Source organism: Thalassotalea euphylliae (genome assembly GCF_003390375.1).
In the GTDB taxonomy this organism is placed as follows: domain Bacteria; phylum Pseudomonadota; class Gammaproteobacteria; order Enterobacterales; family Alteromonadaceae; genus Thalassotalea_F; species Thalassotalea_F euphylliae_A.
Map to the genome: position 1 here is coordinate 270,041 of NZ_QUOT01000001.1, position 25,276 is coordinate 295,316.

24 protein-coding genes are annotated in these 25,276 nt (G+C 41.5%); 8 read left to right on the forward strand and 16 right to left on the reverse strand.

Features of this window, described 5'->3' with window-relative positions; genetic code table 11:
• Nucleotides 1-3: 3 nt before the first annotated feature.
• Both DXX94_RS01255 and DXX94_RS01260 read right to left on the reverse strand, forming a co-directional pair.
• Nucleotides 4-540, reverse strand: coding sequence for a DUF924 family protein (locus tag DXX94_RS01255; protein WP_116013353.1), 537 nt, complete (start codon nt 538-540; stop codon nt 4-6).
• A gap of 18 nt (nt 541-558) precedes the next feature.
• Nucleotides 559-2,436: a winged helix-turn-helix domain-containing protein gene (locus DXX94_RS01260; protein ID WP_181901455.1), complete on the reverse strand. Its 1,878-nt coding sequence runs from the start codon at nt 2,434-2,436 to the stop codon at nt 559-561.
• A gap of 145 nt (nt 2,437-2,581) precedes the next feature.
• On the opposite strand from DXX94_RS01260, the gene DXX94_RS01265 reads away from it, so the two are divergent.
• Entirely contained in the window at nt 2,582-3,367 is a 786-nt protein-coding gene (locus DXX94_RS01265) for a sterol desaturase family protein (RefSeq protein WP_116013356.1), read from the forward strand.
• 104 nt (nt 3,368-3,471) lie between these two features.
• On the opposite strand, the gene DXX94_RS01270 is transcribed toward DXX94_RS01265, so the two are convergent.
• The 8 genes from DXX94_RS01270 to DXX94_RS01305 all read right to left on the reverse strand — a co-directional run bounded on the left by DXX94_RS01270 (nt 3,472) and on the right by DXX94_RS01305 (nt 11,209).
• On the reverse strand, nt 3,472-4,506 hold the full coding sequence (locus DXX94_RS01270) for a Leu/Phe/Val dehydrogenase (RefSeq protein ID WP_116013358.1): 1,035 nt from the start codon (nt 4,504-4,506) through the stop codon (nt 3,472-3,474).
• Nucleotides 4,507-4,734: 228 nt separating this feature from the next.
• Nucleotides 4,735-5,151, reverse strand: coding sequence for a GNAT family N-acetyltransferase (locus DXX94_RS01275; RefSeq protein WP_181901456.1), 417 nt, complete (start codon nt 5,149-5,151; stop codon nt 4,735-4,737).
• Nucleotides 5,152-5,200: 49 nt separating this feature from the next.
• The gene (locus DXX94_RS01280) at nt 5,201-6,361 is read right to left on the reverse strand and encodes a cupin domain-containing protein (protein WP_116013359.1); all 1,161 of its coding nucleotides are present in this window, start codon (nt 6,359-6,361) and stop codon (nt 5,201-5,203) included.
• Between the two features lie 143 nt (nt 6,362-6,504).
• Nucleotides 6,505-7,872 (reverse strand): adenylosuccinate lyase, encoded by a 1,368-nt coding sequence (purB, locus tag DXX94_RS01285; protein ID WP_116013361.1) that lies wholly within the window; start codon nt 7,870-7,872, stop codon nt 6,505-6,507.
• Between the two features lie 109 nt (nt 7,873-7,981).
• Nucleotides 7,982-8,599, reverse strand: coding sequence for a high frequency lysogenization protein HflD (gene hflD, locus DXX94_RS01290; RefSeq protein ID WP_116013362.1), 618 nt, complete (start codon nt 8,597-8,599; stop codon nt 7,982-7,984).
• Between the two features lie 5 nt (nt 8,600-8,604).
• Nucleotides 8,605-9,762 (reverse strand): tRNA 2-thiouridine(34) synthase MnmA, encoded by a 1,158-nt coding sequence (gene mnmA / locus DXX94_RS01295; RefSeq protein WP_116013364.1) that lies wholly within the window; start codon nt 9,760-9,762, stop codon nt 8,605-8,607.
• Between the two features lie 90 nt (nt 9,763-9,852).
• A complete protein-coding gene (locus DXX94_RS01300; RefSeq protein ID WP_116013365.1) occupies nt 9,853-10,353 on the reverse strand; it encodes an NUDIX hydrolase in 501 nt (166 codons plus the stop codon).
• A gap of 100 nt (nt 10,354-10,453) precedes the next feature.
• Nucleotides 10,454-11,209, reverse strand: coding sequence for an rRNA large subunit pseudouridine synthase E (locus DXX94_RS01305; RefSeq protein ID WP_258872063.1), 756 nt, complete (start codon nt 11,207-11,209; stop codon nt 10,454-10,456).
• Between the two features lie 150 nt (nt 11,210-11,359).
• On the opposite strand from DXX94_RS01305, the gene DXX94_RS01310 reads away from it, so the two are divergent.
• The 4 genes from DXX94_RS01310 (at nt 11,360) to icd (ending at nt 17,141) form a co-directional block, all read left to right on the forward strand.
• Entirely contained in the window at nt 11,360-13,591 is a 2,232-nt protein-coding gene (locus DXX94_RS01310; protein ID WP_116013367.1) for an NADP-dependent isocitrate dehydrogenase, read from the forward strand.
• 230 nt (nt 13,592-13,821) lie between these two features.
• Complete coding sequence (locus DXX94_RS01315) at nt 13,822-14,460, forward strand: LysE family translocator (protein WP_116013368.1); 639 nt, start codon at nt 13,822-13,824, stop codon at nt 14,458-14,460.
• A gap of 31 nt (nt 14,461-14,491) precedes the next feature.
• Nucleotides 14,492-15,262 (forward strand): SGNH/GDSL hydrolase family protein, encoded by a 771-nt coding sequence (locus tag DXX94_RS01320; RefSeq protein ID WP_116013370.1) that lies wholly within the window; start codon nt 14,492-14,494, stop codon nt 15,260-15,262.
• Nucleotides 15,263-15,887: 625 nt separating this feature from the next.
• Nucleotides 15,888-17,141 (forward strand): NADP-dependent isocitrate dehydrogenase, encoded by a 1,254-nt coding sequence (gene icd / locus DXX94_RS01325; RefSeq protein WP_116013372.1) that lies wholly within the window; start codon nt 15,888-15,890, stop codon nt 17,139-17,141.
• A gap of 119 nt (nt 17,142-17,260) precedes the next feature.
• On the opposite strand, the gene cspD is transcribed toward icd, so the two are convergent.
• Entirely contained in the window at nt 17,261-17,482 is a 222-nt protein-coding gene (gene cspD / locus DXX94_RS01330; protein WP_116000172.1) for a cold shock domain-containing protein CspD, read from the reverse strand.
• Nucleotides 17,483-17,695: 213 nt separating this feature from the next.
• Here cspD and clpS point away from each other — a divergent pair, with 213 nt between their 5' ends.
• Nucleotides 17,696-18,016 carry an ATP-dependent Clp protease adapter ClpS gene (gene clpS, locus DXX94_RS01335; protein ID WP_116013373.1) on the forward strand — a complete coding sequence of 107 codons (321 nt, stop codon included), beginning with the start codon at nt 17,696-17,698 and terminating at the stop codon, nt 18,014-18,016.
• A gap of 31 nt (nt 18,017-18,047) precedes the next feature.
• Nucleotides 18,048-20,309 (forward strand): ATP-dependent Clp protease ATP-binding subunit ClpA, encoded by a 2,262-nt coding sequence (clpA, locus tag DXX94_RS01340; protein ID WP_116013375.1) that lies wholly within the window; start codon nt 18,048-18,050, stop codon nt 20,307-20,309.
• Nucleotides 20,310-20,425: 116 nt separating this feature from the next.
• Here clpA and infA read toward each other — a convergent pair whose 3' ends face one another.
• From infA to ald, 5 genes are all read right to left on the reverse strand, one after another.
• Nucleotides 20,426-20,644 carry a translation initiation factor IF-1 gene (gene infA, locus DXX94_RS01345; RefSeq protein ID WP_093328826.1) on the reverse strand — a complete coding sequence of 73 codons (219 nt, stop codon included), beginning with the start codon at nt 20,642-20,644 and terminating at the stop codon, nt 20,426-20,428.
• 109 nt (nt 20,645-20,753) lie between these two features.
• Nucleotides 20,754-21,470 (reverse strand): arginyltransferase, encoded by a 717-nt coding sequence (locus tag DXX94_RS01350; RefSeq protein WP_116013377.1) that lies wholly within the window; start codon nt 21,468-21,470, stop codon nt 20,754-20,756.
• Nucleotides 21,471-21,509: 39 nt separating this feature from the next.
• On the reverse strand, nt 21,510-22,217 hold the full coding sequence (gene aat / locus DXX94_RS01355) for a leucyl/phenylalanyl-tRNA--protein transferase (RefSeq protein WP_116013378.1): 708 nt from the start codon (nt 22,215-22,217) through the stop codon (nt 21,510-21,512).
• Between the two features lie 60 nt (nt 22,218-22,277).
• Nucleotides 22,278-23,228: a thioredoxin-disulfide reductase gene (gene trxB, locus DXX94_RS01360; protein ID WP_116013380.1), complete on the reverse strand. Its 951-nt coding sequence runs from the start codon at nt 23,226-23,228 to the stop codon at nt 22,278-22,280.
• A 173-nt stretch (nt 23,229-23,401) separates the two neighbouring features.
• Nucleotides 23,402-24,523, reverse strand: a complete 1,122-nt coding sequence (gene ald, locus DXX94_RS01365) for an alanine dehydrogenase (protein ID WP_116013381.1) — start codon at nt 24,521-24,523, stop codon at nt 23,402-23,404.
• Nucleotides 24,524-24,650: 127 nt separating this feature from the next.
• Here ald and lrp point away from each other — a divergent pair, with 127 nt between their 5' ends.
• Nucleotides 24,651-25,154: a leucine-responsive transcriptional regulator Lrp gene (lrp, locus tag DXX94_RS01370; protein WP_116013383.1), complete on the forward strand. Its 504-nt coding sequence runs from the start codon at nt 24,651-24,653 to the stop codon at nt 25,152-25,154.
• Nucleotides 25,155-25,276: the final 122 nt, after the last annotated feature.

The window sequence follows — 25,276 nt, forward strand, 5'->3', positions numbered from 1 at the left end:
ACATTAAAAACTACTATTAGGCTGGGTAAGAAACTCAATTTCTTCCGGTGTAGATGCTCGGCCCAGTATTTTATTTCGATGTGGATAGCGACCAAAGCGGTCGATAATTGCTTTGTGTTGCTGCTCAAATTTTAAATTATTTTCGTTGCCTAAAGCGGTGTATAGCTTTAATGCTTCTTGGTGGATAAGCTGAGATTCACTGTGCATAAATGGCATATATAAAAAGCTTCGTTGTTTAGCCGTAAGTTCATTATCGAAGCGTTTTTCTATGGCATATTGTGCAAGCGCTAAAGCCAAATTATCACAGGCAAACGCTTGTGGGGTATCGCGATAGATATTGCGAGAAAACTGATCGAGTACAATCACTTCTGCTAGAGCGCCTTCGGCGTTATCTCGCCAAGCAAATAATTCGCCGGCACTCGCTTGTTTGTGCAACCCTGCAAAACGCTTTGCAATTGTGGCATCAAGTTCTTCGTCTTTTTGCCACCACTGTTTTGGGGCTAGTTCTTGAAACCAAAAATTGATGACTTTTTCAAACATATTATTGCCCTTGTCTGATTATCCTCTGGGGTAATTTTTTATTACTATGTCACTTAATCCGACTTTATCAAGTAACGTAAGATATCTAGAGTCGCTTCTCACAGACGCTAAGCGTGGATCATTACGTATAAAAACGAGGCAATTTGAACGATACTCAACAGCTTCTTGTAGTAGCTCAAATGTTTTGTCGAGTTGTTCAAGTTGTATGTAAACAATGGCCGACTCATAGGGGCAAACATAGGCTTTACTTTGATTTGCTTCGGTTAACAAGGACAAAGCACGTTGCTCGTCACCCATGGCAGCAAAAGACTGTGCCAAGAAAACCAGTGACAATGGCGAACGATTGCTTAGTTTCACGCCTTTTTGCGCAAGTATGATGCTTTGTTGGTAATTTCCGTTGATATACAAAGCAACTGCTTGGCTAAGTTTTGGTGAGGGCTTATTAGGGTGTAGTTTCATTTTTTCTTCGCCCCAATTAATGGCTTCCTCGAGTTCGCCAAGCATCATTAGCGACCATGCTCCCCATTCAGCCAGTTCTTCATTTAATGGGTCAAGAGCATCTGCTTTTGCCAGCGACTGTTTTGTTAGCTTTACTTCACCAAGTGCCGAAAAATATAAAGCAAAGCCAAGTTCGGTTAGCATTATGTCTTGACGACGAAGTTTAGCTTCCGTTAGTACTTTCCATGCATCTGCCCAAAGCCAAGTATGCACATAAGCAAGACCAAGTGAAGAGCGGGCAATGGCTGAATCAGGGCTAATTTTCAAAAGCTCTACGGTAGATGTAACGACATGAGGCAAAACATCTTTGGGTTTTTCGTACAGTGTCATGATCGCTCGATAAGCATTAGACTTGGCGAGATATGCGGCTTCAAAAGCTGCGTCTAAGGCAATTGCTTGAGAAAAATATTCTATCGATTTAATCATCGCTTTATGAGTCATCTTTGAAAACAGGTATTGGCCTTCAACATAAAGTTTATAAGCGTCGGTACTCGTGGTGGGAAGTTCAGCTAACTGAGCTTTTTCAGATTCATTCATCAACACCTTAAGCGAAGAGGATACCGCCGTTGCAACTGCTTCTTGTAGCTGAAAACTGTTGAGTTTATCCAACGTTAATTGATAGCTGCCATCCCAGATAACATTGCCTCGGTTTAAATGCTCAAGCTCTGTATTGATTTGAATCGTACCTGATTTATCAACAGCTACTATTCCGTCTAGCACGTAGTCAATATTGGGAAGCCGTTGACTAATAAAATCGCGAGTCTTATTAGCCTTGAAGGCAAAAGATGACGGTGGCGGCACAACCTTTAAACCGGAAATTTTTCTAAGCGATTGAATTATTTCTCGCGTAATTTGATCAGCAAATGGGGATAAATGATTGGGGATGTCACCCGAAACTGAAAAAGGCACAACAAGAATATAGGGCCTGCTATCGCGATCGGTATAAAAGTTAGCGCCCCAATTTATCAAAAATACGAGACCTAACAGAACTAGGAAAGTTAGCAGTCTTTTCTTATTGCTTAGTGAAAATAGTAGTGTGTACAGAAAGCTCATTTGGGCACTTGGCTTAGATTCTTGCTTCTCTACTTTGATTTCATTGACAGGGCAAATAAATTGATAACCACGTGAGCGAACAGTTTTGATCACAGATTGACGTTCTGCGTCATCATTAACTAGCTTTCGAATATTTTTAATATGGTTGCTCAAGCTGGTGTCTGAAACGATTCGACCATGCCAAACCTTCTTAAACAGTTCATCTCTAGATATCAAACGATCACGATTTCTTAGTAAGTACAACAGCAAATCAAAAACTTTTGGCTCAATAGGTTGTTGTTGACCACGTACTTTGATAACGAAATGCGTGGCGTCAACTTCAATGTCATTGAACCTATATTTCATTAGATTTCCCTGTATTCCAGTCATATTAGCTAATCGTTAGCAAAATATTACCGAGATCTTATGTTTGCTAAGCGATTTCATCGCAAACTCCTTTTATGAAAATAAACGCAAATAGATGCAATAAACGCAATAAAGGAGAGCGACAATGCCAACACCACTAGAAGTGTTAATTGACCCTGTAACTATAGGTCAACTCATTATTTATGCGGTGCTTATTACGGTAGAAGTGTTGTGGCCTGCTCGTCAGCTAGCTAGGGTTCCGGGCTGGCACATCAGAACTGCAGGATTTTTCATACTTTACTTGTATCTCGCAACTTATCTGCCCTTGTTGTGGGATCCCTATTTAGCTTATTATCAGATTGTTAGCTCGGAGTCCGTGCATCCGATTATCTCAATTCTTCTTGCACTGCTTGTTTTTGAGCTTTTAATTTACCTTTGGCACAGAGGTATGCATAAGTCGCGAGTACTTTGGCGTGTCTTTCATCAGATGCATCACAGTGCAGAGCGTGTAGATACGTTTGGCGCGTTTTATTTTAGCCCATTAGACATGATAGGTTTCACTTTAGTGGGCAGTTTTGCGTTAACGGTTGGCGTAGGGCTATCACCTGAAGCAATCACTTGGTTTTTGTTTATCACAATGTTTTTAGTTGTTTTTCAACATACCAATATTAAAACGCCTCAGTGGCTAGGTTATTTTATTCAGCGGCCAGAGAGTCATTCTGTTCATCATCGTCGTGGCGTTCATGCTTACAACTATTCAGATTTACCAATAATTGACATTATCTTTGGTACTTTCAACAACCCAAGAAATTTCATTGAAGAAGTTGGCTTTTACAAAGGCGCTTCAAAAAGAGTAGGGGATATGCTTATGTTTCGAGATATTGTGAGCGATAAGCTAGATTCAGAAAGCGTCAAAACCACCCTTCTATAACGCGAAGGGTGATTAGTGAGACTATGGGAGAGGAGTTATTCTATTCCTTTGGTGATAATTACTTTTTGCCTTGTGCGATAGCTACTTACCACCTTTAGTGATAACTATTTGCCGCCTTGTGCAATTATCTGGCGAGCAATCTCATCGGCTACCATACCGGTTGGTTTGCCAGTAGATGCTGCCTTAGTGAAAACATCTAACAAAGTATCGTAGATCTCTTCAACTTTTTGAGTGGCTTTATCTGGGCAGTAATCATCTTCAAATGAGATATTGATAATGCCACCAGCATTAATCACATAATCTGGAGCGTATAAAATACCGCGATCAACTAAAGCTTGATCGTGTTTTGGTGCAGCTAACTGGTTGTTGGCACAACCGCCAATAATTTTTGCTTTAATACGATCAATCGTCGTGTCGTTGATGGTAGCACCAAGGGCACAAGGAGCATAGATATCACAATCCACATCGTAAATATCATTTAGGCCCACAGCATGTGCACCAAATTCTGCTTGTGCTTTATTGACTGCTTCTTGATTGATGTCGGTAACAATCAACTTTGCGCCAGCGTTATGTAGGTGTTCACATAAGTAATAACCAACGCTACCTAAGCCTTGTACAGCAACGGTTAAGTCAGTTAAATCATCTCGGTGAAATTTGTGTTTTACTGCCGCTTTTAAGCCTAAAAATGTGCCTAATGCAGTAAAAGGGGCTGGGTTGCCACTTTTCCCTTCTACACCAGCAACAAACTCAGTTTCGGTATTGGCAATGGCAATATCGCCGGTGGTGATGTTGACATCTTCAGCGCTGATATAGCGTCCCGCTAAGCCATTTAAGGCTTGGCCAAAGGCTTTAAACAAGGCTTCAGATTTAATTTTACTAGCATCGCCAATAATTACTGACTTACCACCACCCATCGCAAGGCCGGCCATGGCATTTTTATAGGTCATGCCTTTTGATAAACGCAGCACGTCAACTAGTGCTTCTTCATCGGTAGTGTAATCCCACATCCGACAGCCACCAACTGCGGCACCTAGGGCTGTGCTATGAACTGCGATAATTGCTTTTAACCCACTTTTCTCGTCACTACAAAATACGACTTGTTCGTGGTTGTCAAAATCTACTAAATCGAAAAACGCCACACTATTTCTCCATGAAATCAAGGCGAAAGCTTTTTGCTTAGCGCACTTGTGATTGCGAAAGTGTCGCGAACATTATCACTTACGTAAACGTCACGCTATATACTGTGATTAATTAGTCGTAAAAGAGGTGTTAAAAATTGAATACAAGCTCGATGCAGCTTAGAAAATATGCGCTTTGTACGAAAATTATCGCGTTGGTTAAATAGGTTTTTTTGAAAATAATATAAACTAGTGACTGAGGTAGCACTTTTTGACTGCTGCATCCATTGTCGCGCAGGCCATTTGCTGTTTGGGCAAACCTGCTTCCATAAACACAGCGCCAACAGGATAGAAGTCATGTTTAACAAAATAATCTACCGCATCCAGCGGACTATGAATAAATACTTGTTTGAGGTTGAGATCTTTAGCAACTCGCAATAAACCCGCTAGCACTAACTTATCTAGTTTTTGTTTACGATGTTCTTTAATAACAGCGATACGGCCTATCTGGCCTGATGGAAGGATGCGACCAGTGGCGACGGGCTCTTGGCTGATATCGTCGCACACCAGCATATGAATTGCTTTTCGGTCTTTACGATCAAATTCGACACGCTTAGGGATGCGGTGTTCACAAATAAAAACCCGCTCTCGAACAGTTTTTAACAAGGGAGCGGCATGCTCCCACGGAACTCTACATACACTGTATTGCATACGATTAATCGATATACCAGTACCCCATATTTAACACTTTAGTTAACATTTGTGTGTTATTCAAACAGTGTGTGAAACTTTCTAACTGTTTTGTAGTCAAAGCGACATTTTTTGCCAATAGCTGACCTAATTTGCGTGTTTGCTGCGTTAATGAAATCCGATCACCATTAATATACAAGTCACCGTTTTGTTCGTTGATTAGCGCTTTAACACCTAACACAGGGCGAACAAAAATTTCAGGATCTGCTAGATAACCTTTAACCGCTTCGTCGGTAAATGGCTCCATTGGAATCAGCACTTCTAACGCATGATGACTACGAGTGGTAAAGGTGGCAATCATATCGCTAAACAAATCGATATCACCGGTTTGCGTTAACATAAATTGTTGCAGTTTTTTAATATCTTCAGCGGCAAGTAACTCTGGCTGGTTGGTGACAGTGCGAGCCGGGTCGTTAAAACGGTGTTCGGCTAATTGCTTATCAATGACTGCATCCGCTAGCGCTGAAATCATATCTTGGCCACTAGGTGCCTGAAAGCCGACAGAGTAGTTCAATGAATTATCAATGGAAACACCGTCATGTGGGTGATTCGGCGGAATATATAAAATATCGCCAGGTTCAGTAATAGCATCAATCACAGGCTCAAATGGTGAGACTTGTTTTAAGTCTTCATGAGGTAACAACTGTGCTAACGAATCGTCAGGTAAACCCACTTGCCAACGTCTTTTCCCCTCACCTTGGGTGATAAAGACATCGTATTGATCTAAATGAGGGCCTACGCCGCCGCCGGGTGTGGAAAAGCTGACCATGACATCGTCGATGCGCCAGCTCGGTAAAAACTTGAATGGTTCTAGCATTTGAGCGGTAGTTTCAGACCAGTTGTTTACCGCTTGCACTAGTAGAGTCCAGTTTTCTTCACCGAACTCGCTAAAATCTTCGAATGGCCCGTGTTTGACTTGCCAGTTAGTCGGTTCACCACTCTCAGAACCATCATTGGCGATAATACGTGATTCTAACTCTTGCTCCATGGCAAGGCCGGCTAGTTCATCAGCAGAAATTGGATCTTGGAAGGCTTGAAAACCACCTTTGATCAGAAGTGGCTTTTTTTGCCAATATTCGGCAAGAAATAGTTCAGGGGTTAAATCGCCCCAATTAATGGTGTACATAATCTTTGTCTCTGGTTTCTTGCTTACTGAGCTCTAGTGATAACTCAGTTTCGCAAACAAAAAAGAAGACCTAAGCCTTCTTTTTGTATCTTTAATTTCCGTTAGCAATTTCTGACCATAGCCTATTGGCTAACAGTCATCAGCTATAATTCGTCGATAAAGGCAACAGCGCGGCCAATATAAGTTGCCGGTGTTAGCTCAGCAAGCTCTGCCTTAGCTGCTTCTGGCATATCAAGATTAGCGACAAACTCGCGCATTACTTCAGCGTTTACGCGCTTACCACGAGTTAACTCTTTTAGTTTTTCATAAGGCTTTTCAATACCGTAACGACGCATTACCGTTTGAATTGGCTCAGCTAAAAGTTCCCAGTTTTGATCTAGTTCATCTGCTAATGATTTTTCATTCACTTCTAACTTGCTGATACCTTTTAGTGTCGCTGCGTAGGCAATTAGAGCATGACCAAAACCAACACCTAAGTTACGAAGTACAGTAGAGTCCGTTAAGTCACGTTGCCAGCGAGAAACAGGAAGCTTTTGTGCAAGGTGAGCAAATAACGCATTCGCAATACCTAAGTTACCTTCTGAGTTTTCAAAGTCGATAGGGTTAACTTTGTGCGGCATAGTTGAAGAACCAATTTCACCCGCAACGGTTTTTTGCTTGAAGTGACCCAGTGCAATGTAGGCCCAAATGTCGCGATCGAAGTCGATCAAAATTGTGTTAAATCGTGCTACTGCATCAAATAGCTCAGCAATGTAATCGTGCGGCTCAATTTGGGTAGTGAATGCATTCCACGTAACGCCTAATGAAGTGACAAATTCATTTGAGAAGTTATGCCAGTCAAGGTTAGGGTAGGCAGAAAGGTGAGCGTTGTAGTTACCGACAGCACCGTTGATTTTACCTAACAATTCAACTTGAGCAATTTGCTCGCGTTGGCGTTTTAAACGAATGTAAACATTCGCCATTTCTTTACCCATGGTGGTAGGTGACGCAGGTTGACCGTGCGTGCGCGCCATCATAGGAATAGTTTTGTACTCAACCGCTAAGGCTTTAACCGCCGCTAAGATTTCATCAACAACAGGTAATAACACTTGTTCACGACATTCTTTAAGCATTAACGCGTGTGACAGGTTGTTGATGTCTTCTGAAGTACAAGCAAAGTGAATAAACTCTGTTACCGCGTTTAGCTCTGCGTTGTCAGCAATTTTTTCTTTTAAGAAGTATTCAACCGCTTTTACATCGTGGTTGGTAGTTGCTTCAATGGTTTTAACGCGTAGTGCATCTTCTTCGCTAAAGTTAGCAACGATGGCGTCAAGTACTGCATTAGCTTCGCCGGAAAATGCAGGAACTTCTGTGATGTCAGCAGTGGCTGCTAACTTTTGTAACCAACGTACTTCGACGGTAACGCGGTATTTGATTAGGCCAAATTCACTGAAAATAGGGCGTAAGGCTTTGGTTTTGCTGCCGTAACGACCATCAACCGGTGAAATTGCTGTTAATGCTGAAAGTTCCATAGTTTTTTCCTACAACAAATGTTTTGGTTTGTTATTAATTAAGTGTGAACGTTAAAAACTTTTCTTGGCGAAACTTTTATTAAGTACTTCGTTTATTTACTAAAGCTACCTAGTAAATTTCGCCTAATAATTGCTCTGCTTGTGCTAATATCTTTGTTCTTGAAAACAAAATATTGCGGCGTTTGCCACCAACTTGTCGCCATAAAACGGCGCTACGAATACCGGCTAATAATAATGCTCGGATCTTATGCTGATTGCTTTCCTGCTTTAATATAGCAGGTTCACCTGCTACCTGAATGCGCGCACCCAGCGGGCTAATAATATCGCTGTAAATGCTGGCAAAGCTGTTTAGCAAGGTATTGCTGTCAACATTGTAATGACCACTTTGACGTTTCGCTTGGTCAATGCGTTCACCCAACACGCCAAGTTGTTTGCGGTTTTTAGTTAAACGACGCTCTAGGTTTAACAGGCTAACTATATAGCGGGTTAATTCAGGGTCTTTTTGCTTAGTTTGATCGCCAAGGTGGCTGACTAATACCTGTAACCCTGGTTTTATGTTGGCTAAATTACCGCCATATACCGCTAGTGTATTTTCAGGCGAGGTATTGGTAATACCGCTTAGCATTGTGCTCAGCTGTTGCTCGTCAATTTCCCCTTGACGCGCTAGCTTTTGTACCATGCTGGCTATCTGGCAGATAGCAGCAAAAGTGATAGTTTGATCTCTCATACAGCTTATCGAATTAGTGTATTAATAATGCCGCCACCTAAGCACACTTCGTCTTGGTAAAATACCACTGACTGGCCCGGTGTTACTGAGCTTTGTTGCTCATCGAATAGAATTTCATACTCGTCATTTTCAAGCGGTGTTACTGTACAAACAACATCCTGCTGGCGATAACGGGTTTTGACTGTGCATTTAAATGGTGCTGTGATCTCATTGCGATCCACCCAATGCAGTTGATTCGCAATTAAGCCTTTTGAAAATAGGCGAGGGTGATTATGGCCTTGACCCACAATCAGTACATTGCGTTTTAAATCTTTGTCTACCACATACCAAGGCTCATCACCGGCATTGGCCATACCGCCAATACGTAAGCCTTTGCGTTGACCTAGCGTGTGGTACATTAAACCATCGTGCTCGCCAATCACTTCACCTTCGGCAGATTCAATTTTACCCGGCTGAGCTGGTAAGAATTTTTGCAAGAAATCTTTGAATTTCCGCTCGCCAATAAAACAAATACCCGTGCTGTCTTTTTTGTTGTGAGTAATTAAATCAGCCTCTTCGGCGATAGCGCGTACCTCAGGCTTTTCAATATGACCCACGGGGAATAGCGTTTGGCCTACCTGCTTATGGCTTAATGTGTAAAGGAAGTAGCTTTGATCTTTGTTGTTGTCTAAACCGCGGATCATATGCCATTTGCCTTCACCGCTCGCATCTTCGCGATATTCACGCTGTACGTAGTGACCTGTGGCAATGTAATCAGCACCTAAGTCTTCACAAGCAAATTCTAAAAAGGCTTTAAATTTAATTTCTTTGTTACACATGATGTCTGGATTAGGAGTACGACCTGCTTTGTATTCAGCAAGGAAGTATTCAAATACGTTGTCCCAGTACTCAGTGGCGAAATTGATGGTGTGTAACTTGATGCCAAGCTTGTCACATACTGCTTGTGCATCTTTTAGATCTTCTTCTGCGGCGCAGTATTCGTCGTTGTCGTCTTCTTCCCAGTTCTTCATAAACAAGCCTTCAACCTGATAGCCTTGCTGCTGAAGCAAGTAGGCTGATACAGATGAATCGACTCCGCCAGACATACCAACAATAACGCGTGTGTCTTGTGGCGCCTTTGTATTTGGTGCGATGGCTAATGATGAAGTTGCAATAGATGACATTAATTAATTGACCACGATAGAAAAAAGGCGCCGAATTATAGCATAGGGATTTTTTATAGCATAGAGGCCACAAGTCGCCTCCATTCAGTTTTACAGGTTAGTTTTTAGCATAGATAGCGATATCTTATGCCCTGCTAAATAGTCTTCAATACATTCAAGTACCATAGGACTACGAAGCTGATTTTTTATCGCTTTAATTTCTTCTAGGGTAAACCAGTGGCAAGCGATGATATCGCTGTCTTGCGGTTGGCAGACAGGCCATTTGTTATCTTCTTTAGTTGAGTCTAGATGGGTCAAATTACTTAGCTCGTAGACAAAACAAAAGCGTAAAAAATAAAGGTTTAACTCAGAGCGATGAAAGTAGTAAATGCCAGAAGCATAAGCAGGCTCACCAGTTAATCCCGTCTCTTCCTGTAATTCTCTATTTGCTGCAGCCACCAGATTTTCGTTTGCTTCTAAGTGACCGGCAGGTTGATTAAAAACAGTGTTGCCATTTTCCCTTTCTTCTACCAAGAGAAACTTACCTTGATGGTGGACGATAGCTGCAACAGTCGTATTAGGCTTAAATTGTGTAACGCCGTGGTCATTCATTGATTTAGGTACGCTCTTTTTGTTATTAACTAGTTTTCTTTTGCTTTTGTAGTACGGTCGGGATTATTACTACGTTTTCTCTGTAACTTGCTTGATAAGCTCAACTTATTCTCAGCCTTTCTTTGGCGCGTCTTTGGCGCGTCTTTGGCTTGCTAGGAGTTATTGTTTTTGTGCTCGTTGTCGCTTTTTTATTCGCCTTTGTACTAGGTGCGTTCATTGAATCTTGTTTGACCAAAATAAACTCACCATTCGCAATATTATCGAGCGTCCATTCGCCAATGGCATAGCGAACTAAGCGCAGTGTTGGGTGACCAATATGTGCGGTCATGCGTCGTACTTGACGGTTTCGACCTTCGGTAATAATAATTTCCAACCAAGTGGTGGGAATATTCTTTCTTTCGCGAATAGGGGGATTACGAGGCCAAATGTTTGGCGCTGAAATAATTTTTACTTTCGCAGGCTTAGTAGGGCCATCGTTGAGTTCCACACCTTGGCGAAGTGCTTTTAGCTTATCTTCAGTGGGGACACCTTCTACTTGTACCCAGTAAGTTTTCGGCGCTTTGAACTTAGGGCTGGCTATTTTATGCTGCAATTGACCGTCGTTAGTGAGTAGCAATAATCCTTCGCTGTCTTTATCTAAACGACCCGCCGCATATACCTCTGGAATAGGGATAAAATCTTTTAATGTTTGTCGATGTTGATCATCGGTAAATTGGCAAAGCACATCATACGGTTTGTTAAATAAGACAATTTTTCGATTTTTATCTGAAATTGGGGATTTTTTCTTTACTGGTCTGACCTTGTTGGAAAGATGACCTTTAGCCCTTGTTCTTGCGTTTGTGTTGAGGCGTGTCAACGTATCTTGCCTTATTAAATTATGGTTAGGTTGAGTGCCTGCTATTTTAAAGTAGTTTGTTTTTAAGTAATATGCGCCATCGAAAAAATTTTTTGTTGCTGAGTTTGTCACGAGCTTGGTGGCACGTTCTTAACGAAACTAGGATATTCAATGAGTAAAGATACATCAAAGATCATTTACACCATTACTGATGAGGCGCCAGCACTCGCGACTCAATCTCTACTACCTATTATTAAAGCTTATACTGCTTCTTCAGGCATCGATGTCGAAACTCGTGATATCTCATTAGCAGGTCGTGTTATTGCTAATTTCCCTAAGTACTTAACTAAAGAGCAACGTATCGGTGATGCGTTAGCGGAGCTTGGCGAACTAGCGAAAACACCAGAAGCAAACATTATTAAGTTGCCAAACATTAGTGCGTCAATTCCACAACTACAGGCAACGATTAAAGAATTACAAGCGAAAGGTTACAACTTACCAGATTACCCAGAAGAGCCACAAAGTGAAGCGGAAGAGTCAATTAAACTGACTTACGCCAAAGTACTTGGCTCTGCCGTAAATCCTGTACTTCGCGAAGGTAACTCAGATCGCCGAGCACCGGGTTCAGTAAAGCAATACGCGAAAAACAACCCACACTCAATGGGCGCTTGGTCAAGTGAGTCAAAATCTCACGTTGCACATATGGATGCTGGTGATTTCTACGGTAGTGAAAAATCAACAACAATCAATGGCGAGACTCACGCGAACATTGAATTTGTTGCTGAAAATGGCGATGTCACCTTATTAAAAGAGCATATTGCCCTTGAAGACAAAGAAGTGATTGATGCATCTGTGATGAACGTGAAAGCACTTGTTGCGTTCTTCGAGCAAGAAATTGAAAAAGCACAGAAAGAAGATGTGTTGTTCTCTTTGCATATGAAAGCAACCATGATGAAAGTATCTGACCCAATCATCTTTGGTCACTGTGTTAAGGTTTACTACAAAGCGGTATTTGAAAAACACGCTGCAGTATTTGACCAATTAGGTGTTGATGCTAACAACGGTATTGGCGATGTTTACGCGAAAATCGGTCGTTTACCTGCTGAAAAGAAAGCTGAAATTGAAGCTGACTTGCAAGCGGTTTACGAAACTCGTCCACCTATGGCGATGGTTGACTCAGATCGCGGTATTACCAACTTGCACGTACCAAGCGATATTATTATAGATGCGTCTATGCCGGCAGCACTGCGCGCATCTGGCCAAATGTGGGGTCCAGACGGCAAGCAAAAAGACACTAAGTTCACTATCCCAGATCGTAACTACGCAGGTGTATACCAAGCAGTTGTTGATTTCTGTCGTGAAAACGGTGCTTTCGATCCAACGACTATGGGTACTGTACCAAATGTTGGCCTAATGGCGAAAAAAGCCGAAGAGTACGGTTCACATGATAAAACATTTACGGCTGCAGCAAGCGGTACTATTCGTGTAGTTGACGCAGCAGGCCAAGTGTTACTTGAGCAAGCTGTGGAAGCGGGTGATATTTTCCGTATGTGTCAGGCGAAAGATGCACCAATTCAAGATTGGGTGAAACTAGCGGTTAATCGTTCACGCTTATCTGGTATGCCAGCAGTATTCTGGTTAGACGAAAACCGTGCACACGACGCTGAGTTAATCAAAAAAGTAAACCAGTACTTACCAGAGCACGGCACAGATGGTTTGGATATTCGTATTCTTGCACCAGTTGATGCTTGTCAGTTCTCGTTAGAGCGCATGAAAAAAGGCGAAGATACCATTTCTGTGACGGGTAATGTTTTACGCGATTACTTAACTGACTTGTTCCCAATTTTAGAGTTAGGTACATCAGCTAAAATGCTATCAATTGTACCGCTTATGAATGGCGGTGGCTTATTTGAAACTGGTGCTGGTGGTTCAGCACCTAAGCACGTACAGCAGTTTGAAAAAGAAAACCACTTACGTTGGGATTCTTTAGGTGAGTTCTTAGCACTAGCAGCGTCATTAGAGCACCTAGCAAACTTTGCCGGTAATGCCAAAGCACAAGTACTTGCTGATACCTTAGATGCGGCAACTGCAAAATTCTTGCAAGAGAATAAATCACCTTCGCGCCGTGTTAACGAGCTTGATAACCGTGGTTCTCACTTCTACCTAGCAACTTACTGGGCAGAAGCACTTGCTGTGCAAGATAAAGATGCTGAGCTAGCCAAAGCCTTTGGCCCAGTAGCACAAGCATTAACCAAGCAAGAAGAGAAAATTGTTGCTGAGTTAAATGATGCACAAGGCGTAGCAATGGACATTGGTGGTTACTACTTCCCGAATGAAGCGCAAGCATCAAACGCTATGCGCCCAAGCGAAACGTTAAACACTATTTTATCGACACTGCTATAAACCTTAGCGGTCGTACGCAATAAATAGTGCGTTTCAACGCAAAGTTAACTAAGCCCGCATTAAGCGGGCTTTTTTATGCTTGACTGTGTTTGAGATAGCTTTAGTGGTCAGCGATGTCAGTAGTAATTATGGTTGACAACTTACCGTAATCGTATGTTAATCAAACTCTACTGATTTACTTTTTAACGTGTGCATTTCATTCGTGCAATGCTAGGCAAAAGGAGTTTTAGATGGGGTTATTTGAAGGCTTATTGCTAATTACTACAATTCATTTATTGGCTGCGGCATCTCCTGGGCCTGATTTTGTTTTGGTATCACAACAAACATTAGCGCATGGTAAAAAAACTGGCTTACTTTGCAGCTTAGGTATTGCATTGGGGTTGGCTGTACATATCGTTTATTCCTCGCTTGGGCTAGCAGCAATCATTGCTAATTCTGAAACGATTTTATGGGGCATTAAGCTGCTAGGCGGTAGCTATTTAATTTATCTGGGCATTCAGGGGCTAAAGGCTAAACAAACCAATGTAATAGATAACAGTGCATTAAGTGCGCAAGTTTCTCCTCAGTTATCTAATAGTAAAACCCTTGCTAAAGGTTTTCTGTGTAATGCGTTAAACCCGAAAGCGCCAATTTACTTTGTTGCCTTGTTTACTATGGTGTTATCGCCCGCAATGCCCTTGTATCAATTGGCGATTTACGGTGCTTGGATGATGATCTTGCAGTTTGCTTGGTTTGCGACTGTTGTAATCTTGCTTAGCCGCCCAAGAATAAATAAACAGTTTCAACAATTTGGTCACTGGTTAGACAGAGTATTAGGCGGTGCTATGTTGCTGATGGGCATCAAAGTTATTACCAGCAAAATTAATTAACGGTATCTAACATGGATGGTTTGTTATTGTGATGCATTTGTCTTGGCTTAGTTCTTTGTTTTTTAAGTATACCTATACGCTGATCAGTGCGCCTATTTGGATGATTCAGGGGGTAGGTACTAAACGCTCTGCTATTCGACTCCCGGAAGCACAAGGAGAGCGCAAATTTGTGGTTAGGCAGTTTCACCATCAAGATAAAACTGCAGCAATTGAAAAGCCAATTAAAGTAGCGGTTATTGGTGATTCGGTTGCTGCTGGTGTTGGGATAACATCAATTAAAGATGCCTTGGCAGGACAGCTGGCAGCTGAGCTTAACTCCAGATTCGATGTAGCGGTTAAATTAGCTGTGTTAGCAAAATCTGGCGATAAAATAGCTGATTTACATACCGCTATACAAAATGAAATTACAGAAGTTGCCGACTATGTCGTTATTTCCATTGGTGTTAATGATGCAAAAGGATTTACATCAAGCCTAAAATGGTCACAGCAACTTAATGAATTGATGACGTTAATAGAGTACAAATATCAACCTCAACAAACTTTATTACTCGCAATACCGCCGCTTGAATGCTTTCCTCTATTAAAAAAGCCACTTGCGAGTATTTTAGGTTTTCGCAGCAGCCGTCTTAATGATGCGACCAACAAACTCCTACACTTAGCCCCTGAGCGTTTCAGTCTTGTTAGATACGAGTTAATTCCCGATGAAAAGTACTTTACAGCCGATGGGTTTCATCCAAACGAAACAGCTAGCCTAGCTATCGCCAAGACGATTGTAAACCAATATTTAGTTAGGGCGTGTTGATCTTTCAGGGTTGTTTTTGCTGCAGTCTGTTTGGGTTTTATACAAGGCGGCACTTTTGCAGTGTAGTTACTCTCCACAAATAAGTGCCAACACAGTAGAAAATTCAAACAGACGCTGCCCCTTTTATTTCGGTTGAGGGGGTTCATCTAAACGCTTCCTGCTCATTGTTGCCTACATGGATGTAGGTACAGAGCGATAGCAAGGATGTGTTAGCGGTGCTTAATTTTTATATACAACTGCATGGATGCAGGAGGTAGAGCGACTCAGGAGACAAAGCCGAGAATGACTATGCGACAAAGCGAGCGCCGCGATCAGAAAGCGTTTAGATTGAACAAAATTCAATCTCGAAAGTTCAACACGCCCTGATGAAAAAGTTCGCTAAATAATTATCAAATAACAGAGTTTTTTGCTTGGTTTATTGCCAATGGGTAGTTATTCTTAAGTTGAGCCTAAGGCGAGTTTACCGATGTGAATTCTTTATTGGAATATAGTGCTTTATATCATTCATATGATTTATATTGGTTATCGGTTTTGAAAAATTAGTGTCATTACTCTTTTTCGTTTAGGTTACAACTCTGGTCAGCGTACCTAGTGATAATAACTCAGCATTTCAGGGGAGAGCCTTATGTCTTCGCAAATAACAATTCCAGCAGACGGGCAAAAAATTACCATCGAAAACGGTCGATTGAACGTACCGAACAACCCAATTATTCCATTTATCGAGGGTGATGGTATTGGTATTGATGTCACGCCAACTATGCGCAAAGTGGTAGATGCGGCAGTTAAGGTTGCTTACCAAGGTGAGAAAAAAATTAGCTGGATGGAAGTGTACGCAGGTGAAAAAGCGACGGAAGTCTATGATTCTGAAACTTGGCTTCCAGAAGAAACATTAGCCATGTTTCGCGAATACCGAGTAGGTATTAAAGGGCCTTTAACAACGCCAGTTGGCGGTGGTATTCGCTCACTTAATGTGGCACTACGTCAAGTGTTAGATTTGTATGTGTGTCAGCGCCCAGTGCAATGGTTTACAGGTGTTCCTAGCCCTGTGAAGCATCCAGAAGCAGTTGACATGGTGATTTTCCGCGAAAATTCGGAAGACATTTATGCGGGTATCGAATACAAAGCAGGTACCGAGCAAGCTGATAAAATTATTAACTTCTTAACTGAAGAAATGGGCGTATCATCGATTCGCTTTACTGAGGACTGTGGTATTGGTATTAAGCCAGTGTCAAAAGAAGGTACACAGCGTTTAGTGCGAAAAGCGATTCAATATGCAATCGATAACGATCGTGATTCTGTGACCTTAGTGCATAAAGGTAACATCATGAAGTACACCGAAGGTGCTTTTAAAGAGTGGGGTTATCAATTAGCACACGATGAGTTTGGTGCTGAACTACTCGACGGTGGTCCATGGTTGTCACTTAAAAACCCAAACAACGGTAAAGAAATTATCATTAAGGACGTGATTGCTGATGCGATGTTACAACAAATTTTATTGCGCCCAGAAGAGTATAGCGTTATTGCAACACTAAACTTAAATGGTGATTATTTGTCTGATGCACTTGCTGCGCAAGTCGGTGGAATTGGTATTGCACCGGGGGCAAATATTAGTGATGAAGTGGCAATTTTTGAAGCAACACATGGCACGGCACCTAAATACGCAGGCTTGAATAAAGTGAATCCAGGCTCTGTAATTTTATCTGCTGAAATGATGCTACGTCATATGGGGTGGACTGAAGCGGCCGACTTAATGCTACAAGGTATGTCTGGTGCAATTGGTGCTAAAACAGTGACGTATGACTTTGAGCGTTTAATGGAAGGCGCTACGCTGGTGTCTTGTTCTGAATTTGGTGATGAGATAATCAAGCATTTAGCTTAACGTTCAAGTGATTAGCGGCCTGTTTTTAGCAATTATTACAAGTAATACTAAAAGCAGGCATTAAAAAACACAGCCTAGGCTGTGTTTTTTATTAGCGCGCTGTTGATTAATTTACTAAATTAATTTTCTGCTTCAGGTTCAATAGGCACTATACTTGCCGCGTGATGGCCTTTAGGGCCTTCATTCAACTCGTAATTAACATCCTGACCTGCTTTTAGCGTTCTGTATCCTTCCATCTGGATGGTAGAGTAATGAGCAAAGATGTCTTCTCCACCGTCATCAGGGCGAATAAAACCGAACCCTTTTGCATTGTTAAACCATTTAACCGTACCGTGAGCCATACTTCTACTTCCTTCTATATCCTGCGGTATAATTTAGGTATGCTTCCCATAACATACACGTATAAACGCGGCGGCTAAAAAATAGCCACCTGTAAATCGTAGAATATGTGTGAGAATAGTCAAGATATTTACAATATTTTTTACAATTTTTTAATAACCTATTTTTCATAAAAAGGTTCAGCAAATTTAACCTGTAGAGACTAATATAGATTTATGAGTAACTGGAAAGAACTGACAGAATCCCAGCACGATACGGAAGAGCTAACTAAGGAGCGTATTGATGAACCCCCTCGTTATCATGTTGTTTTGTTAAACGATGACTATACGCCTATGGATTTTGTGGTTGAAGTTTTACGTAGGTTTTTTAATATGAATTCTGAAAAGGCTACTGAAATCATGCTAACTATTCATTATAAGGGTAAGGCTCGTTGTGGCACATATTCTGCTGAGATAGCAGAAACTAAAGTAGACCAAGTTGTTCGATACGCTGCAGAAAATCAACATCCGTTGCAATGTTCAATGGAAAAAGCGTAACAGTGCAAGATTTAAGTAAGCTGGAGTATCTATGCTGAATAAAGATTTAGAAATTTCGTTAAACTTAGCGTTCCGTCAAGCTAAGGATTTTCGCCATGAATTTATGACGGTAGAGCACTTATTGCTAGCACTGCTTGATAACCCATCAGCGGTAGAGGCGCTTAAAGCCTGTGGTGCTGACATGTCTAAATTGCGTAAGAGTTTAGAAGATTTTATTGGTGAAACAACACCGGTCATTCCCGCAGGTGAAGATGATCGTGAAACTCAGCCAACACTAGGTTTTCAACGTGTTTTGCAACGCGCAGTTTTTCATGTGCAGTCTTCGGGTAAGAATGAAGTTAATGGTTCAAACGTGCTTGTTGCAATATTTAGTGAGCAAGAATCACAAGCCGCCTATATTTTGAAAAAATCAGATATTACGCGTTTAGATATTGTTAATTTTATCTCTCACGGCATTTCAAAAATCGAAAATGGCGACAGTGCTAGCCACGAAGAAGTTGAGCAGCAGCAAGATGAAGAACCAAGAGTAGTAGAAAGTTTTGCGGTAAACCTCAATGAAGAGGCGAAAAAGGGCAATATAGACCCGCTGATTGGCCGTGACGATGAATTAGAACGAACACTTCAGGTATTGAGCCGTCGCCGTAAAAACAACCCGCTATTTGTTGGTGAAGCTGGGGTTGGTAAAACTGCTATTGCAGAAGGTTTAGCGGCAATGATTGTCAGTGAAAAAGTACCAGACTTTTTAGTAGATGGCACAATTTACTCACTTGACATGGGCGCCTTACTCGCCGGTACTAAATATCGAGGTGATTTTGAAAAACGCTTTAAATCACTGCTTAAAGAGCTAGAAAAAGAAGCGAATGCGATTCTGTTTATCGATGAAATTCACACGATTATCGGTGCAGGTGCAGCTTCTGGTGGTATGATGGACGCTTCCAACCTTATTAAGCCTTTGCTTTCATCAGGTAAGCTTCGTTGCCTAGGTTCTACGACTTATCAAGAGTATCAAAGTATCTTTGAGAAAGATCGCGCATTAGCTCGTCGTTTCCAAAAAATAGACATAGCCGAGCCTAGTGTTGATGATACGACGAAAATACTGCAAGGATTGAAAGAAAAATACGAAAGTCATCACGGTATTCGTTATACCCATAAAGCATTGAAAGCGGCTGCTCAGTTGGCTGACAAATACATTAACGAACGTTTTTTACCTGATAAAGCGATTGATATCATCGATGAAGCTGGTGCTAAGCAACAACTAGTTGCACCGTCTAAGCGTAAGAAAGTGATTAATAACAATGATATTGAGTCAATTGTCGCGAAGATGGCACGTATTCCTGAAAAATCGGTATCTAGCTCAGAAAAAGATAACCTGCAAAATTTAGATCGTAACTTGAAGTTGGTTGTTTTTGGCCAAGATAAAGCCATTGATGAGTTAACGTCTGTTATTCGCTTATCACGAGCTGGTTTAAGTAATGAAAGTAAACCGATTGGCTCTTTCATGTTTGCAGGGCCAACCGGTGTTGGTAAAACGGAAGTTACGCAGCAGCTTGCTAAAATCTTAGGCGTTGAGCTTTTGCGTTACGATATGTCTGAGTACATGGAAAAACATGCGGTTAGCCGTTTAATTGGTGCGCCTCCTGGCTATGTTGGCTACGAACAAGGCGGTCTGTTAACAGATGCTGTGATTAAACATCCACATGCCGTTGTGCTGTTAGATGAAATTGAAAAAGCACATCAAGATGTATACAACATTTTGCTACAAGTAATGGATCACGGCACCTTAACCGATAACAATGGCCGAAAAGCTGATTTTAGAAATGTTATTTTAGTGTTGACCACTAACGCAGGTGTTACTGAAACAACTCGTAAATCAATTGGCTTTAAGCAGCAAGATCATAGCCTTGATGCGATGGATGAAATTAATCGCGTATTCACACCAGAATTTAGAAACCGCCTAGATAATATCGTTTGGTTTAACCACCTAGACACTGACATTATATATCAAGTCATTGATAAGTTTATTGTTGAGCTTCAAGCCTTATTGGATGAAAAGGGTGTGTCGCTAGAACTTAGTGCTGATGCAAAATCTTGGCTTGCTGAGCGCGGCTACGATAAAAACATGGGCGCACGACCTATGGCTCGGTTAATTCAAGAGCAACTCAAGAAACCATTGGCGAATGAACTGTTATTTGGTGAATTAGTTGGTGGTGGTGTTGTTAAAGTGACCGTTAACAAGAAAGATGAACTTGTGATCAAAGCTGAAAGCAACAAAAAAGAGCTAGTGGAACATTAATCCGCTAATTGTCTATTGGCTAGTAAACAAAGTCGTATAAACCAAAAAAGCCCTGAAATTCAGGGCTTTTTTGTAGATAAATCTTTTTAACTCTTTCTAAAAGAAAGGTTTAAACGTTATCTGGCACGGAAAATAATGCGACCTTTCGATAAGTCGTACGGCGTTAATTCAACCGTTACTTTGTCACCAGTTAAAATACGGATGTAGTTCTTGCGCATTTTACCTGAGATGTGAGCTGTAACAACGTGACCGTTTTCTAACTCAACGCGGAACATGGTGTTAGGTAATGTTTCTAACACAGTACCTTGCATTTCAATATTTTCTTCTTTCGCCATTGGGCGTTTAACCTCTAAAAGTTCATGGATATAAAGCTGCGCAGATCATGCCCAATTGTGATGACAAAGTAAAGCATCAAGGCTATTTATTTGTTGCTAACCCGCTTATTTAGCGAGAATAGCTTGGCCTAGGAACGATATGCCACTGGTTGTTATACAGCCTTTGGTGTGGGTAAAACTTAGTTTTATAGTTCATTTTTTGGCAATCATCGATTTGATAGCCTAAATAGAGAAACTCTTTACCCAGTGTTTGTGCGACATGGATTTGCTGCAATATAGAATATATACCTAAGCCGTTTTTGCGATAATCAGGATTGTAGAAGGTATAAACGGCAGACAGTGCACTTGGTAATTCATCTGTTACTGCGACACTCACTAACTTGTCACCATCATAGAGCTCAACAAAGTACTGCTTGCAAATATGAGTGAATAAGAAACTTTGATATTGCTCTGCGCTAGCAGGGTACATAGCACCATCAGCATGAAGTTCATTGATATAGCGTTCGAACAATGGGTAGTATTCTTCACTTGGCGTGCGACTTTTCACGAGTCTTAGGTGTTGATTCTTTTTGAGTGAACGCTTTTGGCTTTTGCTAGGTGTAAATTCTTGTACCATGACTTTTACCGATTGGCAGGCATGGCAAGCTTTGCAATGCGGGCGGTAGACTTGTTCACCACTGCGACGAAAGCCTTGGTGCATTAAATAATCATATTGATTCGCTTGCTCATGTAACTCATCAACAACAATCAATAGTCGCTCTTGGTTGCCAGGTAGGTAGTTACAGGAAAATTCTTTGCTGATACCCAAGCGAAAATCATAAATCATTAGCAAAACCTCAGCTAAATTACGGCCAATAATAAAATATTAGCTGCTAATAATACGCGGTGTCCAAAATTCGCTTGGAAGTGATAACTGAAGCATGGCTTGTTGCTGTTGTATAAAGTCGTCACGAGAAACTTCAATGCAGCCCATATCTTCAAGAAATGGATTTGTGATCTGACAGTCAATGAACTTTACGCTGCATACTTCTAGCGCTTTAGCGAGAGCAACTAGTGCAACTTTAGAAGCGTTTGGTGCTTTATAAAACATCGACTCACCGCTAAAAAAACCATTGATAGCAACACCATATAAACCACCTACTAATTTTTCTTGCTCCCATACTTCAACAGAATGGGCATGACCTAGCAGGTGTAACTGACGATAACCAGAAATCATCTCAGGTAGAATCCAAGTTTCGTCTTGGCGAAATGGTGCACCTGCACAAAGTTCTATCACTTGATCAAATGCTCGATTAAATGATACCTGATAGGGGGTTTTATTAAGGAATTTACGCAGTGTGCGATTAATACGAATGTCGCGAGTTGGAATAATAGCTCGTGGGTTAGGAGACCACCACATAATGGGCTCGCCGTCACTAAACCATGGAAATATGCCTTCGCTATACGCTTGAACCAAACGTTGCGGGGTGAGGTCGCCACCCACAGCGAGTAAGCCGTTAGGCTCGGTAAGCGCAGTATCTAAAGGCGGAAAAACCAAACTATTTGGGTGAATAAACGAAATAGTTTGGCTCATCTTATTCCTGCTAAATACTGCTTGTTATTTAACAATTACTTGCTAGTGCTTGGGCATTTTTTAGCCTTTTGCATCCAAGTAACGCTCTGCATCTAATGCAGCCATACAGCCAGCACCCGCAGACGTGATTGCTTGGCGATAGATATGATCTGCGACATCACCTGCAGCAAATACACCTTCAACGCTAGTTTGTGTTGCATTGCCGTTAGTACCACTATTAATGGTTAGGTAGCCATCTTTCATATCCAGCTGACCTTTGAAGATATCAGTATTTGGCTTGTGACCAATGGCGATAAACGCACCTTGCACTTCTAACTCTTCAGTAGCATCTGAATTTGTGTCTTTAATACGAACGCCGGTAACGCCCATATCATCGCCTAGTACTTCATCTAATGTACGGTCTAAGTGTAAAACAATATTGCCGTTTTCAACTTTGTCCATTAAACGTTGCGTTAAGATTTTCTCTGAGCGGAAAGTGTCACGACGGTGAATTAAGTGAACTTCAGAAGCAATATTTGATAAGTACAATGCTTCTTCAACGGCTGTGTTACCACCACCAACAACACATACTTTTTGGTTGCGGTAGAAGAAGCCGTCACAGGTTGCACAAGCAGAAACACCTCTCCCCATGAAAGCTTCTTCTGAAGGTAAACCTAGGTATTGTGCTGATGCGCCCGTGCAGATAATTAATGCATCACAAGTGTACTCGCTGCTGCCTTTTAAACGGAATGGGCGAGTTTCAAGGTCAACTTCTTCGATGTGATCAAAAATGATTTCGGTATCAAACTTTTCTGCATGCTTTTGCATACGTACCATTAAGTCTGGACCTGTTAAATCATCTGCATCACCTGGCCAGTTTTCAACTTCAGTCGTCGTGGTTAACTGACCACCTTGCTGCATACCGGTGATCATTACTGGGTTTAAGTTAGCGCGCGCTGCATATACTGCTGCTGTGTAACCTGCTGGGCCAGAGCCTAAAATAAGAAGAGGAACGTGTCTTGCTTCGCTCATGGGTTCTCCAAAAAATTCGTTTCGACAATATGATTTCTATTGATTGGGATTTTAATAAAGTTATTCAAGAGTGGGAAATAACTTTTCGTAAATAAAAAAAAGCGCCTCTTATATCAAGGGCGCTTTTTTAAACACTGACTAATTTAAGAATTGCAGGCTATTAAGTGCAACGATTAAGCGTTAGCTAAAGCGGTTGCTGGCTCAATAAAGTCAAAACCAAGGTTGTCTGCTACTTCTTTAACGGTTACTTGGCCATTAATGACATTCAAACCATTTAATAAGTGCTGGTTGTCATTAAGTGCTTGTTTGTAACCTTTGTTTGCTAACTGGATAATGTAAGGCAAAGTTGCATTGTTCAGTGCAAACGTTGATGTGCGTGGCACAGCACCTGGCATGTTGGCTACACAGTAGTGAACAACATCGTCAACAATATAAGTAGGCTCAGCGTGTGTGGTAGGTGTTGATGTTTCAATACAACCACCTTGGTCGATAGCAACATCAACAATAGCAGCACCAGGCTTCATGTTTTTGATGTGCTCTTTAGTGACTAGTTTTGGCGCTGCAGCACCCGGAATAAGTACACCACCAATCACAAGGTCTGCGTCTAATACGTGTTTTTCTAACGCATCGGCAGTTGAGTAAATCGCTTTCACTTGGTTACCGAATAGATCGTCAAGCTTGCGTAAAACGTTAACATTGCGGTCTAAAATGACCACGTCAGCCCCCATGCCAACTGCCATTTTTGCAGCGTTAGCACCAACCATACCACCACCAATAATCACAACTTTTGCTGGCTCAACGCCCGGTACACCACCTAATAACATGCCGCGACCAGCGTTAGATTTTTCTAACGCTTGTGCACCTGCTTGAATTGACATGCGACCAGCTACTTCTGACATAGGCGCAAGTAGTGGTAAGCCACCGTGATTATCTGTCACCGTTTCATAGGCGATACAAACGGCTTTGCTTTTAACTAAGTCTTGAGTTTGCGGTAAATCTGGTGCTAAGTGAAGGTAAGTGAAAAGAATTTGGCCTTCACGCAACATTGCACGCTCAACGGCTTGTGGCTCTTTTACTTTAACGATCATTTCTGCTTGCGCAAAAACTTCTTCTGCTGTCGCTAAAATGCCAGCACCAGCTTCAATATAATCTTGATCGGTAAAACCGATGCCAATACCGGCATTTGTTTCAACAAAAACGCTGTGGCCATGGTTAATTAGTTCACGTACGCTCGCTGGCACCATGCCAACACGGTATTCGTGATTTTTTATTTCCTTTGGTACACCGATGATCATAATTATTTCTCTATGGATTGAAATTGGTGACTAGTATAGTCGTAAATATGTAGAGCATCCTGTTGTAATTTGCTATTTTGTAGAGAATAAAACTACAAAAATAGCTAAAACTAGAGAAATATAAACCATGCCGTTAAGTCGCTCGAATAATCGTCACACTAGCAATAAGAAAATTGATCGTATCGACCGAAATATCTTAGAAGAACTTCAAAAAAATGGCCGTTTATCTAATGTCGAATTGTCTAAACGAGTAGGATTAAGCCCAACGCCATGTCTAGAGCGGGTTAAACGTTTAGAAAATGATGGCTATATCGTTGGCTATCGGGCAATACTAGACCCAACGCTGCTAGACGCTGCATTACTGGTAATTGTTGAAATAACCCTTGAGAAAACAAGCCCAGACGTATTTGATGACTTTTCTAAGGCGGTGCAAGACTTAGACGTGATTCAAGAATGTCACCTAGTTTCAGGCGATTTTGATTTCCTACTAAAAACTCGGGTAAAAGATATGGCAGCTTATCGTGAACTTTTGGGCGATACCTTGTTGCGCTTACCGGCGGTAAGTGAAAGCCGCACTTATGTGGTGATGGAAGAAGTAAAATCCGCCAATGTAATCCCTGTCGTGCGTTAAACGGCGATTTGTCGTTTTCTCTTGTCTTAATTTTTGTTATTTTACAAAAACTAAAACAATAATTTTCCAAGTGGTAATTCTTTGTCTTCTTCTCGAGAAAAATTAACCGGTGCGCAACGTTT